At 58.0% G+C, this 16,580-nt stretch carries 14 protein-coding genes and 1 pseudogene; 7 read left to right on the plus strand and 8 right to left on the minus strand.

Annotated elements, in window-relative coordinates; genetic code table 11:
• Positions 1–271: 271 nt before the first annotated feature.
• The 6 genes and pseudogenes from SPHINGO391_RS02380 to lgt all read right to left on the minus strand — a co-directional run bounded on the left by SPHINGO391_RS02380 (position 272) and on the right by lgt (position 7,195).
• Positions 272–520 carry a phosphopantetheine-binding protein gene (locus tag SPHINGO391_RS02380; RefSeq protein WP_152007340.1) on the minus strand — a complete coding sequence of 83 codons (249 nt, stop codon included), beginning with the start codon at positions 518–520 and terminating at the stop codon, positions 272–274.
• A complete protein-coding gene (locus tag SPHINGO391_RS02385; protein ID WP_152007341.1) occupies positions 517–2,013 on the minus strand; it encodes a hypothetical protein in 1,497 nt (498 codons plus the stop codon). Before SPHINGO391_RS02385 ends, SPHINGO391_RS02380 begins: the two co-directional genes overlap by 4 nt.
• Positions 2,013–3,653, minus strand: coding sequence for an AMP-binding protein (locus tag SPHINGO391_RS02390; RefSeq protein WP_152007342.1), 1,641 nt, complete (start codon positions 3,651–3,653; stop codon positions 2,013–2,015). Before SPHINGO391_RS02390 ends, SPHINGO391_RS02385 begins: the two co-directional genes overlap by 1 nt.
• Positions 3,654–4,314: 661 nt before the next feature.
• Positions 4,315–5,397, minus strand: a pseudogene (locus tag SPHINGO391_RS02395) (IS4 family transposase); the annotation flags it as partial.
• A gap of 129 nt (positions 5,398–5,526) precedes the next feature.
• The gene (locus tag SPHINGO391_RS02400; protein WP_152007344.1) at positions 5,527–6,243 is read right to left on the minus strand and encodes an IS6 family transposase; all 717 of its coding nucleotides are present in this window, start codon (positions 6,241–6,243) and stop codon (positions 5,527–5,529) included.
• A 118-nt stretch (positions 6,244–6,361) separates the two neighbouring features.
• Entirely contained in the window at positions 6,362–7,195 is an 834-nt protein-coding gene (gene lgt / locus SPHINGO391_RS02405) for a prolipoprotein diacylglyceryl transferase (protein ID WP_193217160.1), read from the minus strand.
• A 326-nt stretch (positions 7,196–7,521) separates the two neighbouring features.
• Here lgt and SPHINGO391_RS02410 point away from each other — a divergent pair, with 326 nt between their 5' ends.
• The 7 genes from SPHINGO391_RS02410 to SPHINGO391_RS02440 all read left to right on the plus strand — a co-directional run bounded on the left by SPHINGO391_RS02410 (position 7,522) and on the right by SPHINGO391_RS02440 (position 14,033).
• Positions 7,522–8,598 (plus strand): sigma-70 family RNA polymerase sigma factor, encoded by a 1,077-nt coding sequence (locus SPHINGO391_RS02410; protein ID WP_152007345.1) that lies wholly within the window; start codon positions 7,522–7,524, stop codon positions 8,596–8,598.
• A gap of 759 nt (positions 8,599–9,357) precedes the next feature.
• Entirely contained in the window at positions 9,358–9,507 is a 150-nt protein-coding gene (locus tag SPHINGO391_RS02415; protein WP_193217161.1) for a hypothetical protein, read from the plus strand.
• Positions 9,504–9,992, plus strand: coding sequence for a hypothetical protein (locus tag SPHINGO391_RS02420; protein ID WP_152007346.1), 489 nt, complete (start codon positions 9,504–9,506; stop codon positions 9,990–9,992). The genes SPHINGO391_RS02415 and SPHINGO391_RS02420 overlap by 4 nt, the downstream gene beginning before the upstream one ends.
• Positions 9,993–10,094: 102 nt before the next feature.
• Positions 10,095–10,238 carry a hypothetical protein gene (locus SPHINGO391_RS02425; protein WP_193217162.1) on the plus strand — a complete coding sequence of 48 codons (144 nt, stop codon included), beginning with the start codon at positions 10,095–10,097 and terminating at the stop codon, positions 10,236–10,238.
• 117 nt (positions 10,239–10,355) lie between these two features.
• Positions 10,356–11,681, plus strand: coding sequence for an APC family permease (locus SPHINGO391_RS02430; protein ID WP_152007347.1), 1,326 nt, complete (start codon positions 10,356–10,358; stop codon positions 11,679–11,681).
• Between the two features lie 435 nt (positions 11,682–12,116).
• Positions 12,117–13,019, plus strand: coding sequence for a DMT family transporter (locus SPHINGO391_RS02435; RefSeq protein ID WP_244615089.1), 903 nt, complete (start codon positions 12,117–12,119; stop codon positions 13,017–13,019).
• Between the two features lie 159 nt (positions 13,020–13,178).
• Positions 13,179–14,033, plus strand: coding sequence for a patatin-like phospholipase family protein (locus SPHINGO391_RS02440; protein ID WP_193217163.1), 855 nt, complete (start codon positions 13,179–13,181; stop codon positions 14,031–14,033).
• Positions 14,034–14,360: 327 nt separating this feature from the next.
• Here the strand turns inward: SPHINGO391_RS02440 and SPHINGO391_RS02445 are convergent, their stop codons facing one another.
• Complete coding sequence (locus tag SPHINGO391_RS02445; RefSeq protein ID WP_193217167.1) at positions 14,361–15,671, minus strand: glucoamylase family protein; 1,311 nt, start codon at positions 15,669–15,671, stop codon at positions 14,361–14,363.
• 119 nt (positions 15,672–15,790) lie between these two features.
• Positions 15,791–16,576, minus strand: a complete 786-nt coding sequence (locus SPHINGO391_RS02450; protein WP_152007350.1) for a hypothetical protein — start codon at positions 16,574–16,576, stop codon at positions 15,791–15,793.
• Positions 16,577–16,580 lie beyond the last annotated feature (4 nt).

The raw sequence follows: 16,580 nt of genomic DNA on the forward strand, positions 1-16,580 counted from the left end.
TCCACGGTGTAGATCCCCAAGCCCTCCTGCATTCGTCGCAGAAGGAAAATAGGTGGCCGGATTTTACTCCGCCCGCGGCCGGACTATTCCGCCGCTACCATGGCCGACTTTTGCACCGCCGCTCTCACTCTGACCGCAATGGGAGATTGGTTTCTTCGATGCCTTATCTATACAATAAACGGGCTGACTGTGGGCGATGTCACAAACGGTGGACAATTGAACCCGAAAGGTTCATCCTTGATCCGACCCATCAAATGCTGGGAACAAACATCTAGCCTTGGCTTTGAGCGAGCCTTGTAATCTCTGCAAAGCTGTCGATCTGCGAAATGTCGAAGTCCGGGTCGGCGAGATCCACGCCGAAGATCGTTTCCAGCTCAAGCAGTAGATTGACTGCGGAGGCGGAATCCAGGCGGCCGCTGTCAAACAGGGATTCGTCATCGGCGAAATGCGGCGACTGGCCGCGCCTTACGAGCATGTCACTAATGTTTTGCCGAAGGCTGTCGAGTTTCTCGTTGTTCATATGCTCACTCCGAATAGTCCGGTCAGATAGCTCAGGCGGTCGCCGATCAGCACGGTTGCGCTTGAATCGTCGATCACCTGCAGCAGGGCGAAAAACAAGATGACCTGAGCGCGGGGAAGGAGGCTGTAGCGGACAAATCCATCTTCCTTGCGAGGCGCTGATTGGGCCAGTTGCGACCAGATGATGCCTGCGGTCAGAACGCCGGCATAGACACAGTAGCTGATAAGGCCGTTCAGGTAGCGCTCCGATCCCTCGAAGGCGACCGAGGGGATGGTGTGCATGAAATCGAACAGCACGTTGCCGACGAAGGCCGCGGCGAAGGTCGCGAACGCCATGCGGAGACGGGGGTGATTCTTGAAATAGCGGCGGAATGTCGGATAGAAGAAGAAATCGACCAGAATTTCCTTGAAATAGAACAGGTAGCGGCCCCAGAACTCGGCAATCGTGCGCGAGCTGAGCGGGCGGACCATGCCGCGCGGAATGCAGAAACCGGCAACGCGGACCACCGCAACAAGCGCATGAATGGCGGCGCCCATGTAGATCACCATTGCCATGAACTCGACCGCGACCGCGCCCCAGCGCATGGCAAGCGGCGCCTGTGCGCCCGCTGCCGAAGCGGCAATCAGATCATCAAGGCGCGGGAATGCCCACTGTGCATGGATCAGGCGATTGAACACCCATTCCCAGACAAGGAACAGGATGAGCGCCCAGACCGCCAGCTTCACGCCCTTGAGCCGGGAGACGGCCAGGTCGGCGTCCGACTTCGCTTCCGCCTTGAGGATGAAGGCCGGTCCTTTCATCGGCGGCGCGAAGCCGGCCCAGAACGGGCGCATGAAGCCCAGTTGGGCGTGGACCGGGACCTTGGTCTTCGAGCGGTTATCGAGCAGCACGTAGCCGAGAAAGAAGAAGCTCGACGTCAAATAGGCCAGAGCGATCCAGACCGGGGCGAACAGTCCATGCTCGCGCGGCAGGAGGAGGGTGGCGGCTGCAAGACCGCAGCCGATCAGGAACATGAACAGGAGCGGGCGGTTGCTGGCAAAAACCAGAAGCTTGCGGTCTTGATTTCGCACCATGGCGACGGCGAAGACCAGAAACAGCACCCCGAACGGCACCGAGATCAGGGCAGCCGGAAGCAAGGGGATCAGCGGAGCCGCAACCTGTTCGAAATAGTCGTAATGCGGGCCCATCTTGAAGGGCCGCAGCAGGAAATAGGTGAGGCCGGTGACGGTCAGCACGAGGAGCCTGCGGTGCGGGAACGCCCAGCACAGTCCGAGCGCGACGGTCATCAGCGCGACGTGGCTTGTCCTGAGGATCGGAATCAGCAGCAGCGTTGCCAGCAGCACCACATGCAGAACCGTCTGGCCGGGCAATGTCTGCGCCCAGGCAATGACCGCATCGTTGCTGTCGATCGTCAGCCACCGGCGGCGCCACTCAAAGGGGTTGAACCGGGAGGCCTGGCGGTGTCCCGGGATGGCAGTGGATAGCAAAGTCATCAGCTTGCAGCCCTCGCCTGGTCACGGTTGTCGAGCATCGCCACAAGCGCCTTGCGGTCCACCTTGCCGTTGCTGCTGAGCGGCATGTCGGCAATGGCCTCGAGATGATCGGGCACCATGTAGGCGGGCAGCAACTGGCGCAGTCTTGCCCTCACCTGCTCGGGCTCCACCGTGCCGGACTTGTAGAAGGCAGCCAGGCCGCCCACCACATCGCCGGTCATCGGCCAGGTCACCGTTCCCACCAGTTCCGCTTCCGCGGCTTCTCGCAGGCGGGCGTCGATCTCTTCAAGCTCGATCCGGTGGCCCTTGAACTTGATCTGGTTGTCGAGCCGCCCGAGGTGGTGGAAGACGCCGTCAGGATCCTTGTAGCCGCGGTCGCCGGTCAGATAGCCCGGCTTGCCGCCGAACGTGCGGAATTTTTCCGCCGTCAGCTCGGGCAGCTTGAAGTAGCCTTGCGAGCATTGTTCGGCCGCCAGAACGATTTCCCCGGGAATTCCATCCGGAACCGGATTGCCGGCGGTATCGACGATCGTCGCGGAGACCCCGTCAATTGGCTGGCCGATGGCGACAATGCCGCGTTCTCTTGTGACCGGCCCTTCGCCGTCCCAGCGCTGCCGAAGGACAGCGACGGTGATCTCGGTCGGTCCGTAGAAATTCTCGATCACGCTGTTGGGCGCTGCAGCCGACCAGTCGCGCACCGCCTGCACGGACAAAGGCTCGCCGCAGAACCAGGTCAGGCGAAGTGACGGCAGGCTGCCGGCCGCAAGTCCTCCCGCCTGGCGCATCAGGGCAACGACGGAGGGTACCGACAGCCATGTCGTGATCTCGTTAGCGCGAATGAACCGCGCGGCCGAAACCATGTCTAGAGGGCGCATGATATGCAGTGCGGCGCCGCCGGACCATGCGGTCAGCATGTTGTGGATCGAGAGGTCGAAATTTGCCTCGCAGGTTTCCGCCGCGCGGTCCTCCGGCCCGAGCTCGTACCAGGGATGAATGGCGTCGAGATAAAGTCCGATGGACCGTGAATTCACCATGACGCCCTTTGGCATGCCGGTCGTGCCCGAGGTGAAGATGATGTAGGCGAGGTGATCGGGGCCGACGACTGCGGGGCCAACGACTGCCGGGCTGCCGGATGTGTCTTGCTCGGCGGCGGGCGATCCCTCTTCCAATGGCGCAAACGTGCCGGGTTCGTCCTCGGGCACGAGGATCAGCGGTGGTGCGGCGCGGCGGATTTCAGGTGAGAGGCGCATGAAGCCGGCGCGATCGACAATCAAAGCGTCCAGTTCCAGAAGCTCGAACAGGGAAATCAGTCTTGCATCGGGATGGTTGAGGCCGAGCGGAACATAGGTGCCTCCGGCCCACGCGGTTCCAAGGAACGCCGCACAGACTTCGATGCTCCTTGTGCCGAGGACGCCAACGCGACCTTGGCGCAAGGCCGGTCGGAGTTGTGCGGAAACGCCTTGTGCCAATTGCTGAAGGCTGTTGTAGCTTAGCCTGGTCGTACCGGCGACCAGCGCTGGCCTGTCAGGATAGGTCGAAGCAGCATTTGCAAATCGTTTCACGACGTTCCAGTTCATCATCCGCTCCCATGTCTCGATGTGCAACAGGAAACGCATCTCCTGAGCGAAATGCAAATTCATTGCCGAATTATACTTAACCGGGGAGCCCTTTATGTTTTCTTAATCCGAAAAACATTCATTAATACTAATGTGTCTGGGGCTTGGTGAATCGCCGTGCCGCCTCGGGTGCGGAAACGCCGGATGCGCGCCGCGCCTGAGAGTCTCTGGCAGGTTGCGGAGCGAGGCGAGGGGCTCAATGGATTGAATGGCTGCGGAAGCCGGGGCCGGGTCGCCATGCGGCCAGCCGCCGGGCTTTTCCGGCCTCACCGGCGTCCGCGATCCGGCCACATACCGGCCCGCATTGAGGCCAAGCGTCAACCCTGCGGGCGGTCGGCACAACATGCGAAAATTCGCTCAAGTGCTACTACGGCGTAGTAGAGCACGATGCCGAGCGCCGCGAGGACTTGTTGTCTCTTGGCTTTAGAGAGAGCCACAGAAAGGACAACTTTCTGTAGTCATGTCTGCATCATGGAACTCGCTTTGATGGTATCGGAAACTAACAAGGCGCTAATAAAAAAGTAAATTCAATGGCTTGATACCGGTTGGTATGAGGTCTATGGGCACTGTAAACTTATCGGCCTCGGGTCAAGGTCACTGCTGTCCGGTTTAGCCCCGGCGTTCATATCAGCAGCATCTGATCTTGGTTTGTGACGGGTCTTCGTTGGAGTTGGCTGAGCTCGCCGATGTGGCGCCTGTGCATGAGATTGAGCCGCACCAGTCGGGCAAATGCCAGAGGTTGGCTGACTTTGTCCTGGCAGGCCTGCGCCATGCGCAGCAACAGATAGGCAATCAGCGCCACGAAGATCTGGATGCGCACGGCATTCTCCGAGGTTCCGAGGAAATGGCGGATCTTGAGGTTCTGCTTGATCCATTTGAAGAACAGCTCGATCTGCCAGCGCTGCTTGTAGAGCTCGGCGATCTCGCTGGCGGGGGCGTCGAGATCATTGGTCAGGATGCGGATGGTCTTGCCGGTGGAGATGCTGACAGTAATCTCGCGCACCGGGTCGGCCATTGGGTTCTTGCGCGACCGGGCCATGCGCTGCGGCAGCAGTCCGATGCGGTCAGAGAGAATGGCGTCATTGTCTGCCGAAAGCGGCCGCACGTGCGTCACTTCAAGTCTGGTGTGGGTCTTCAGCCTTGTGACGAAGCGGCAGCCCTTGGCGTCGAGTTCAGCCCACCAGCCAAAATCATAGTAAGCCAGATCAAAGACATAGGTCATGCCAGGTTCGATCTGGATGGTTTTGGCCGGGGTGATGTCGTTGGTCTTCTGGCCGGTGACAGTGGCCCCGAGAGGGGCATCGGCATGGGGATCGTAGCTCACATGCAGCTTGATCGCCCGGTGGCCGCTGACCATGTCGGCCCATCCCGAGCGCAACGACGAGAGCTCGACACGGGTGGCGTCGAGTATGCGCACTGCTTCGCTGATATGACGGCGGGTGCGGCGGCTGGCGGTTGCTGCGATATGGGCAAACAGGCCTGAAAACACCGCCGCCGGCCTCCGGGCATTGGCCTCGGCCAGCGTGGTGCGGGCGACGCAGCGCCCGCCCGCATGGTAAAGCCGCGACTGCTGGCTCGAAAGCCCCGCCTCGATTTCGCGCAGGCTGACCGCGCCGGCAAGCTGGCCAAACAACAGCGCCAGAAACTGGCTCTTGGTGGTCAGTTTGCGAACCCGGTAATCGGCCTTGTACTCGTCCACAAGCCTGTCGAACACGCCCCAGGGAACATGCTTTTGAATCTGATGAAAGACGCTATTGTGGTGCCGCATGACATTGATCTCCTGTTCGTGTCCAGACCGTCGCGAAACGCCTGAATGCGAGTAGAATTAAAGTCATGCGCTCAGTCCAGCAATTTAAACCGGACAGCAGTGGGTCAAGGTAGGGCATGACGTCTGCGATCAGACTACCTGAAGATGGGCGATCTCGCTCCACATCTTCATCGCGGCCCCTCGCAGCTGTCGATAATGGTGAGATAGCATGTCGTGGCGAGGAATTTGGAAGAGGTTGGCGATCGGGTCGTGGATTGAGACGAAGCGCTGAAGTTGGCGCGGTGACTTGGGCCGCTTCATGATCCTCGCCCGTCGCCGGATAGGTTGATGAGAATTCTCCGCCCGATTGTTCAGGCCCTTGTGCGAACGATGCTCGACGCCGGGCATGATCTCCCGCTTCGCCGCACCATAGGATCGAAGCTTGTCGGTGATCATAACGCGCGGGGCAGAACCTTGGCCTTTCAGAAGCTTGCGCATCAACCGCTTGGCAGCTCTGGCATCGCGGTGGTTTTGGACCAGAACGTCGAGGACGAAGCCACGCTGATCGACGGCGCGCCACAACCAGTGTTTCTTCCCGCCAATGGTGATGACGACCTCGTCGAGGTACCATTTGCCACCGAGCCTGCCGGCTGATCGCCTCCGAATATCATTTGCGAACTGCCTGCCGAATTTCTCCGCCCACAGTCTCACAGTCTGGTGAGAGACGATGATACCTCGAGCTGCCAAAATATCCTCGACCATGCGCAGGCTGAGCGGAAACCGGAAATAGAGCCATACGGCATGGGCAATCACTTCCGCTAGAAAACGATGGCGACGATAGAGAGGATCACATGCAGATCTGGTCATGCCGCCAGTTCCCATATTTTCATCGTTTCTCGGGTAACGTTACAGTGCCGTCCGCGGCACAGCTCGATCACGAGTTCAGGCAAAGCAAGGCCGGGCGCGGAAACCTTCCCGGTCTTGCTCAGGCGCGCGATTTGGCGGTGGCGACGGCCCAGAGGCCGACAGCCAGCATCGGCAGCGATAGCACCATACCCATGGTCAGCCAGCCGCCGGCGAGATACCCGATCTGGATGTCAGGTTCCCTGAAGAACTCGACGAATATCCGAGACAGTGCATAGCCAGACACAAAAATGCCGGCGATGAGGCCGCGATGTTTGAGAGCCTGGCGGCGGTAGATCTGCCATGCCAGCACCGAGAGCAGCAGCAGGCCTTCGAGTGCGGCTTCATACAGCTGGGTCGGGTGACGCGGGAAAGGGCCACCGGTGGGGAACACGAATGCCCACGGCGCGTCGGTCAGTTTGCCCCAGAGTTCGGAATTGATGAAATTGGCCAGCCGGCCGAAAAACAGGCCCACAGGCACGACAGCGCAAACTACATCAAACAGGTTAAAGACCGGGATGCTTCGTTTGTGGGCAAACAGGAGCATGGCAACAAGCGTTCCGAGCAACCCTCCATGGAACGACATGCCACCATTCCATATTTCCAGGGCGCGGACAGGATTGGCTGATACCGCGGCAAAGTCATAAAACAGGATGTAACCGATGCGCCCGCCTGCAACGATGCCGACAGTGGCCCAGAGCAGGAAGTCATCGATGTCGAGCGCTGTCATGCGCGGACCGCTGGCTGGCCAGAGCTTTTCGTTCTCGACGAGCTTGCGGGCGTACCGCCAGCCCAACAGGATGCCGATGACATAGGAAAGACCATACCAGCGCACCTGAACCGGGCCGATGGCGAAGATGACCGGATCAATGTCCGGGAAGGCCATGAGCGACAAAAGCGTTGCGGTATACTCCAATGCGCATTCCTTCCTGTCGGTCTAGCTCTGCCACGGCTCCGATTATTACAGATATGGTTTCGACCGGCTTCCACAGATGAGTCTATTCGTAGCGGGAAACCGATGACACTTATGGCGGGGCGTCGCAACGTCGGTTGGTGTGTTTGGCCCCATGCCGCCAAATACTGCAGCAACTATTAAGGCCAGGCTAACATCAGGACGCAAAGAAGGTCTATCCCGGTTCTGTAAACGCCGCCCGGCGGGACCTCGGCGCTTGATCCAAGTCAAGGCGAGCAGTGCGAAGAAGCTCTAAACAAGATGGGTAGAGTCTGGGAAAAATTGTGCGCATGCTCAGATTGAAGGTTGCAAAATGCACGATTAGGTTGCGTGTGGTGACTATCATCGCGGTAGTCGCGGCTTTACTTTATTCTGCTCTGGCTGTTACCCCTGAGTTTGACCATCACAATCCGTCGACGCAGTCCACCAACGAATTGGTCACCCATGTTGCGGGTGTCAGCGATGATGCGGAGAAAGCTGTTCCCGGCGTAGATTGCCACCTCGGGCTTCACTGCCTAGCGGGAATTCTTCCGAAGAGCAGCCTGGTGCCGGTGGGCTGGGTGGGTTCATCAGAGCGCCAGTTTGATGCGCACTTCACGCTGCGTGAAGTGCGGTACCTGATCTTTCAACCACCACGACTCCTTTCACAGGTCTCACTGCCAGCATCGCATGTCGGTGCTGCACAAAGTCATGTGAAAGGAACAGGAATGTTTGCTGAACAAAACAACAGTGCAACAACGATCTCGCGCCGAGTCGTTGAGGCAAAACTCGTCGAATCCCGCAACCGGTTCCTCGGCTTTCTTCGCCGGCGATTGAGCAGGCCACAGGATGCCGAGGATGTCTTTCAAGATTTCTGCGTAAAGGTACTGCGCCACCATGCCCAGATTGAGGACGATGAGAGGCTGGATGCCTGGCTCGGCGTCACCCTGAACCACACCTTGACGGATCACTACCGGCGGCAAGCGGCGCGAAATCGCGGCGCAGAGGCCTATGCGATCGAGACCAAGGTGACCCAGCAGGAGGACATCGATGTTGCGGAGCCCGCGTGTACCTGCATCGCGGCGGCGATGAAGATGCTTCAGCCGTCTCAGGCAGAATTGTTGGCTCGGATTGATCTACGAGACGAGCCGCGCACGGCTGTCGCAAATGAACTGGGGCTGAACTCGAACTCTTTGGGAGTTCGGGTCCATCGCGCGAGAACAGCGTTGAGGAAAAAAATAGCCGAGGTCTGCAAAGTTTGTGGGGAAGGCGGCTTCATGATTTGTGACTGCGATCACTCTCGGGGCGATCGGCCATCGTCGACACCTCGCCAGCTCGATGCCCCACCGAGTGTAATGTCCAACCCCGATGCGCGTCTTCTCATCTAGAGGGTTGGCATGCTTGGGAGGTCGAAAGACAGGCCTAAGCCACAGATAACTGGAAACTCCACCTGGTCATCGGAGGAGCTCAATCAGGGGTGCCGATGTGTGCAACTCTGAAAAGCGTATCAAGGAATGAGCATGTGAAACGTCAGCCTAGTTCTGATCCGACAAGTGACACTGAACTCGACGAGCTGATACGTGACTGCATCGACATGCTCCTGTCCACGCTTCCGCTTGAACAGGCCAATATTGTTCGGCGCATCGATGTCGATGGAGAGCGGAGGGAGGGCGTCGCGCACAGCTTGGGGCTCAGCGAGAGTACGATAGACGATCGACTTGGATGTGGAAGACAGGCTCTGAAGGAGAGGTTCGCAGAGATGACCCGGATCTGCCCAAAGCATGGCCTGTCAGGCTGCGATTGCACTCTGTCGAACTGGGCAGACCTCTGAGGGTGTCTGGGACTGCGTAATGCCGGCGCGGCGCAGGCGTCTATACTTGCAGGAGACAATTTTTCATGGAGAAAACCAAAATGCAAACAAAGATCATCCCGACCGGCGTAACGCCCGATCAATCACCGAAAGGCTGCTGCTGCGGGTCTACGTCCAAAACTCAAGAGGCCAATGTTGCTGTGCCAAGTATGGACCCGCCTGCAGTCGTAAAGGTTGACCATGGCACAGGCACCAAAACCGGCGGATGCTGCGGCGCGAGCTGATCCGCCACATCCCGGTGTATGTTGCAGAATTTCGTCTTATGAGGAGAAACAAAATGACACTCATCCTGGTAGGGCTTGCATCCGGCATGCTGCTGATATTCGCGGCCTCAGTGATCCGGCAGCGCTCCGAATTAGTCGCGTTGGACGCCGATGAAAGCGCAGTCCATGATTTACGGAGAACATCGGAGGGAATTTCCTCTTGATAGTATTGAATGTCGCCATATTGGCGGCGTTGATGCTTTCGATTGCAATCACGACAGCTCAGCCTGTCGTGATTGCACCGGAAAATAGCGCCTTTTCGGTGCTCATGGTCAATGCCGAAGGCGGCGAAGCAGGAAAGCGGATCATCGGACTTGAGGCGATGCAGGAACCGACCAAAACCGAGAGTGTGTCCGAGATAGAGCATGCTGCTCACAATTCACTGGCCGAGGATAAACCGATCGGACCCTCGGATGCGGGCATCAGCATTCTCAGCGTTCCGGATGCGACATCTGGCGGGATTGTGTGGCGGATTGAAGTCCCCGGAGCAGTGCATCAAACCGCCATTTCCTCCGATGAGCGCTGTGCTGTCGCGATCCATCGCTCGGGCAATGGAACATCCGTAATCGACCTGATGAGTTTTACGCCGACGGTGTATGCGGAGCTTTGCCGTTGCAGTCGAGTTGCACGCGATAGATCTATCGGGTGACCGTAAAATTTTATCGCGGGTAGCGGTGACGGCAAGATCGCGGCGATCAACCTTGCCGATGTTGAGATCCAGGTCTCTGAACTGTCCTTGGAACACTTCCAGTTGACCAAAATTCGTGGCACCGGCACGCTCTTCGTTTCTACCGGTGCCGAGCCAAAGATACGGATCATTGATGAGGCGGTGATAATGGCCAAAGGAGAATTCGTGATAGAAGGTCAGGGGCACAAGATGGTGGCGCTGCCTTGACCCGTTCCTCGGAGGCCGCAAGAGAACGTTTCTGCCCCCGTTTGGCACGCTGTCTTTGTGGTCCACTGCTGCTGATCCGTTGAGCATCGTTCAAGCTATTGAGAAAGAGACAAAGTTTTGAAACATTCACATGGTGATGACACCCTGAACAAGGGCTCAATCAGTTTGGCCGGTGCCGTTGGGATGGGAACCGGCGTGATGATCGGCGCGGGTATTTTTGCGCTGACGGGGCAAATTGCGCAATTGGCCGGACCCTATTTTGCTCTGTCTTTCGTATTTGGTGCCATCGTGACGTCCTTCAGCGCGTACAGTTACATCAAGATGTCGAATGCCTGGCCGTCCTCTGGCGGGATTGCGATGATCTTGCAGAAAGCCTACGGGCCAGGCGCCATCGCCGCAGCTGCGGCATTGTTGATGGCGCTGTCCATGGTCATTTCGGAAAGCCTCGTGGCGCGGACATTTGCAACCTATGTATTGCGACCCTTTGATATCGCAGGGGGCCCGCTGGTGCCAGTATTGGCGGTCGGAGTCATCCTGTTTGCCTTTATCGTGAATGCTTCGGGCAACCGGTCTGTCGGTCTTTTGTCGATCATCATGGCGGTCATCAAGATCGGAGGAATTGCGCTCTTTGGCATCGTCGCGCTTTGGTCGGGCGGCTTCACGTTCGCAGCTGCAAGCAGTACCAATAGCGGCTTTAATTTGACCGGGTTCATTGCGTCTGTAGCCCTGTCGATACTGGCCTTCAAAGGCTTCACAACTATCACCAACAGTGGTGCAGAAATCACCGACCCGCATCGCAATGTAGGCCGCACCATCATGATATCGATTGCCATTTGCACGGTAGTGTATCTGCTTGTCGCTTTTGCGGTCGGGTCCAATCTGTCGATTGATCAAATTGTTGCCGCCAAGGATTACTCACTTGCCGAAGCCGCATCGCCGGCATTGGGCCAGTCTGGCTTTTACTTGACAGTCGTCTTGGCAGCTGTCGCCACCGCGTCAGGCGTGTTGGCGAGTGTATTTGCGGTGTCGCGCATGCTCGCAATGCTGACGGATATGAAAATGATACCTCACAGCCATTTTGGTATGTCGGGCCCGATCCGCAGCCACACTCTGGTCTACACGGTCGTTCTTGCTTCGGCGCTTGCGGTGTTTTTTGATCTGAGCCGGATCGCATCGCTAGGGGCATTCTTTTACTTGATAATGGACATGCTGGTGCATTGGGGCGTGTTTCGGCATTTGCGCCACGAGATTGGCGCGCATGGGGCTGTACTGCTTTGTGCGATTGCCTTCGACGGATTTGTTCTGGCAGCATTCACGACAATGAAATTGGGATCCGATCCTATGATCGTTCTATATGCAGGTGCCGCGATTTCAGCGGTGTTCATCTACGAACGGATATACCTGAAGCGCTGGACGGCGCTGGAGGCAGTAGCGAAAAACTGACCGCGCACGTGAACGGCGGAGACATGTGTGAGAAAAATTGACGATTTGCAGACATAGCGACTTTGAAGATGCGCAGCACCTTTCGTGTCGGACTGAACAAGAGAAATTGGGGGTTTGGGTGGTTCGAGTTCATCGGCGAATGACTACAGCCCCGCTGAGTTTTTCCGATATGCAGGCCGCTGATATACGCTCACGAGCGCTGGCAATATGAGTGAATTGCCATGGCGACCAATGCAGGAGATCGGGCAAACTATATCTGACGGTGGAGGCGCAGTTGCGAAGCGCAATCATATGTATCGCTTTGTCATTTTGATACTCAGGCCGTTGGAGAATTTGGACCAGCGCCACTCAATGATGCGTCGCCATGGTTCTTTATTGATCAAGAATTAAATGGCCGCTCACCAGGAGCCAAAAGGACAATGAATTGATGAACTCGTGAAAATACTGACCACCGCAAAGATCATTTTCGCGATGTTTCTCTGGGCGAGTTGTTATCCGTTGATAACGATTGGCATCGCCTATGCCCCGCACCTGTCGTTTGCAACCTTGCGGGCAGTGATCGCAGGCGTTACCCTGCTGGCGATCGCGCTGGCTTTGCGCCGCCCGTTTCCGCGCAGTTGGAAGACGTGGATCACCCTTGCAGCAATCGGGTTTGGGGCCACCAGCCTGGGGTATTTTGGCATGTTTCATGCGGCCGAATTCGTGTCGCCTGGGATTGCGACAGTTATCACAAACACCCAGCCCTTAATGGCTGCCGCCCTCGCGGGTGTCGTCTTGGGAGAGCGGCTGACGGTCTGGGGTAAATCGGGTCTTGTTCTGGGGTTTCTGGGAATCGTCGTCATCGCTGCACCACGATTGTTCGGAGGTGGTCAGGAGAGCTACCTAATCGGCATCACGTATATCATTCTGGCGGCTCTTGGCATCACTATCAGCAATGTGATGCTGAAACGGATTGCGGATACGGTCGATCCACTGATGGCCATCAGTGTCCAATTGTTGATCGGCAGTATCCCGCTGGCGATGATTGCCGTCGTGACTGAAGACTTCACTGTGATCGAGTGGTCTCCCGGATTTCTGTTTGCGCTGGTTGGCTTAGCGGTCTTTGGCTCCGCGCTGGTATATGTCATCTGGATGTCGGTTCTTGCAGAAGTGCCGCTGAGCAAGGCCAATGCGTTCAGCTTTCTTGTGCCGATATTCGGGCTGACAATGGGTTTGCTCTACTATGGCGAGTCCCTGGGCTGGCCGGAATTGATCGGCACGTCTCTTTCCCTTGTCGGCGTCATGATGGTCATTCGAAAGGGCATTGCACCGCCGACACTTTTTGGCGTTTCAGCGTAATGCTTGGCGTAATACTCACCGAGGTGTTGACCGAAGGTCCTGATGTTCGGCGATGGGACTCTGGCAGAGTTCAGATTTCTGGACGTTGCTGTATGCACCACGATTGTTGTAACCGATAGGCGCACTGAAGGGCGGCGTATGATGGGCGCGAATACTCTGATGACCAGCCAACACAAGTCCTTCGCCCTTGTCCTTAGTGGTGGTGGCGCAAGAGGTCTTTCGCATGTGGGAGTTTTGAGAGCCCTGATCAGTTTGGGTTATTTCCCCAGTGCAATTGTCGGTGTGTCAATGGGCGCGGTGGTTGGCGCAACTTATTCGCTGAACCCAAACTGGTATCGAGATCTTGTTGAAATGGACACCAGCGGGTTCCCGTCAACGCCGAACTTTCGAGGCCGAAGCATTGCCGAAAGAGTGAGGGGCCTGGCGATTGCGCTGCTTGCGGCACGTGACATGTATTTTGGCTGGGGCGCCGGAGCGCGCACCGAGAGCTGGGGCCGGGGTGTCCTTGCCGCCTTGACCAAGGGCAAAAACTTGGAGGATGGTTCCATCCCTGTCTTTGTCTGCACGACGGATGTGCTGTCGGGGGAACGTGTTGTCCACAACCGAGGGTCAGCTGCTAACTACGTTTATGCCAGTGCTGCGCTCGCAGGTATCCTACCACCGCTGATTGACGGATCTCACGTCCTGATGGATGGTGCCTATGCGGACATCGCGCCTATAGATGTGGCGCGAAGCACCGGTGTCGATGTAGTGATCGCTGTTGATCCAAGCCAACCCGAAGCTGGGATAGCTCCCCGCAACGGAGTACAAGCGATGCTAAGATCAATCGAGATCTGTCAGAACGAGCATGCCCGGCTGCGTTTCGGTCAGGCCGATATGGTCATCAGGCCAAAGTTTAGAAATACCATAGGAACACTGGAGTTCCGCTACAAGCGGCAATGCATTGCGTCGGGCACCATGGCAGTGCGCCGGTCCGGTGATCAGATCAGAACGTTGCTCAATCGAGGCACATAGGAAAGCACGATCCGTCCCAAGGTCAGGGCGCTTACAGAAACCGTGTCTTGGATATGCTGCTTTCCTGGTCCGGACAGGATTCTCCTCCAAAATCTGGTCTTATGCCTTACGCCATGTCTCCTCTGTGGTCTGTCGGGCCCATTGTTGATGGGCTTATCGTTTGACCCGTTTCAATAGTTGCGCGTTGATCGCGACCGCGACCGTGCTTGCCGACATCAGAATAGCGCCCACAGCGGGTCGTTCCAGCTCATCAAAGGCGCATACAGCTGTCCGTTCGCCCTACCGACGATCGATATGGCCTTCATGATTTGCACGCCTCCGTGGCCGTCACAGCCAACCGCCGGTGAATCCCGCCCGCCGCAGCCCTGTGACCACGTAGGGGCATGCGCGCATAAGGCGCCAAAGCAGATCCGTTCGGAAATTCTCGCACATCAGCACCACGGGACCGAGGTTGATCCCGAAGTGATAGGGCGACGTCCAGCCGGCATCGGCGTCCGCCTCGTCCTGAAAGCTCAGATTGAAGCTGCACCGAAAGCAATATGCGCCTGTGACTTGCGGATATACGTCCTGAAAATGCGCAATCGTCGGCAACACGATTTCCGGTGCGAACGGCAACGACGCCACCACGGCCCACGGCGCGACCGTTCCGTCGTCAGGACCGAACGGCGCCCCGCGGGCGGCATAGTCAAAGAAGATGCGCTCGATGCCGTTGACGCGCCGCGTCGTCCAGCCGGGCCCGTCGCTCGCGGTTAAGCCCCAGAAGTTCTCTCCGTAACCCGCAAAGTTGAGCGGATTGCGGATCGCGTATTCTCGCTGGACGTAGGTGGCGCGGCGGCTGTTCTCGAAATAGTCGATGCCTTTGTCTCGCGTGAACGAATCCTGGATTCCGCGAAAGTCGATCCAGATGTGCGAGTACTGGTGGATGAAGAGCGGGCCTCCATAGATGAATTCGTAGCCGTAGATTTCCTTCCATTGGTAGGTCGAGGTCCACGCTATGTAGCTCTCCGTAGCCAGGGGGTGGGTTGGCGAGCCCAACCCGAGCACATACAGAAGAGAGGCCTCATCATAGCCTTCCCAGCGGTAAGGCAGAAATCCGCCCTCAGGCGTCCATCCGTGGGTGATCGTCGCGCCGCCGTTGCAGGCCCATTGCCAGTCCGCCCGGCGGTAAAGCGCGTCGGCGAGCGACCGTATCTCCTGCTCGTCTTCACTGTTCCGATCAAAATACGCAGCGGCGGCGAGCATGCCGGCCAGCAGGAATCCGGTATCGACGGTGGACAGCTCGCAAATGCCCGCGCGCCGCCCGGTCGTCATGTCGAGAAAGTGATAGAAGAAGCCCTTGTGCCCGGTCGTGTCAGGGTCCGTGCCCTGCGGGGCGTTGCTGAAGAACCGCAATGCCGCCAGAGTCCGGTCGATTGCACTTATGCGTGAGATCCATGCGCGCTCGACACCGACGGGGTAGGCCGCCAGGGCGAAACCCACGGCTGCGATGCTCGCGGGCGCGCCCGGCTGCGATTTGTCGGCTACGAGGCCATTGGCGAGATTGGTTTCGTTCAGGAAGTAATCGAAGGCATGCCGCTGCAACCCATCCAGCCTCGTTTCTCCGGAGTTGGGCGGTTTCACATGCGATCGCCGCTGCATCATAAGGTCCGCCTGTCCACAGCCTGGGCACAGTGCCTGTTCTTCATGGGATCGCTATCGACCCGTTTCTCATACTTTCATCTCCGCAGAGCGATTTCTGGATCTTTCACGCTCCGGCCTCATTTGCCGTCTTCATTGTTGTTTTCGCTGGTCTCGCGGGGTGTCCGCGCCGCCCAGCACATGTCGCAGACCGGATCCCCGGCCGAGAGTGTTTGCCGCCGGATATAGTGTCCCCGATGTCCGTCGGCGGCGATCAGATCGGCGCCAGGCCAGTCATATTTGCACCAGCTGTTTGCGAAGCCGGCCAGCGCTTCAGGATCGCCGGTCTCGTCGGCAATGCGCCGGGCAAAGCTTTGCGGGGGACAGTGCGTGAAGTGCGTGTGGATGTCCTCGCCCTCGCGAAAGACCTCGGCGGCGTAGCCGGGCGCGCCCACGGGCCGGAAGGGGAATATGAGCAGCCCACGGATGCTCCACCGCAATCGTTTTCCCGGGTCGCGCGTGACGAGGCGAGCTGGCAAGGACGAGAAGGCAAGCTGCCTGCGATAGACGGACCAACCGATGTCCGCCAAGGCGTCCCGGGCGCTTTGGGGATCAAGATCGCTGTCACGCAGCGTCCGGTCCGCCGCCACTGTAAAGATTGCAAGCTCGACCATGAGGCGACTGCCGAAATCTGGTAATGCGCCAAGCTGCGCCAGCGGACGCAGGAGTGCCACGCTCGTCGAAACTTCGCTCAAGAAGGAATTGATGTCTTTCCGCAACCAACGGATTTCACCGCCCGTCTTGTTCCTCAGGCTTCTATCCATGAGAACACGCTGAGCGGCGGTGCGGATAAAGCGCCACAAGATCCAGCGCATGATGCGCCAGTGAACCCGGCTGTTCCCGATCGTACCCTCGTGCTTGCTCATCGCT

The organism is Hoeflea sp. EC-HK425, assembly GCF_902498795.1.
In the GTDB taxonomy this organism is placed as follows: Bacteria; Pseudomonadota; Alphaproteobacteria; order Rhizobiales; family Rhizobiaceae; genus Hoeflea; species Hoeflea alexandrii.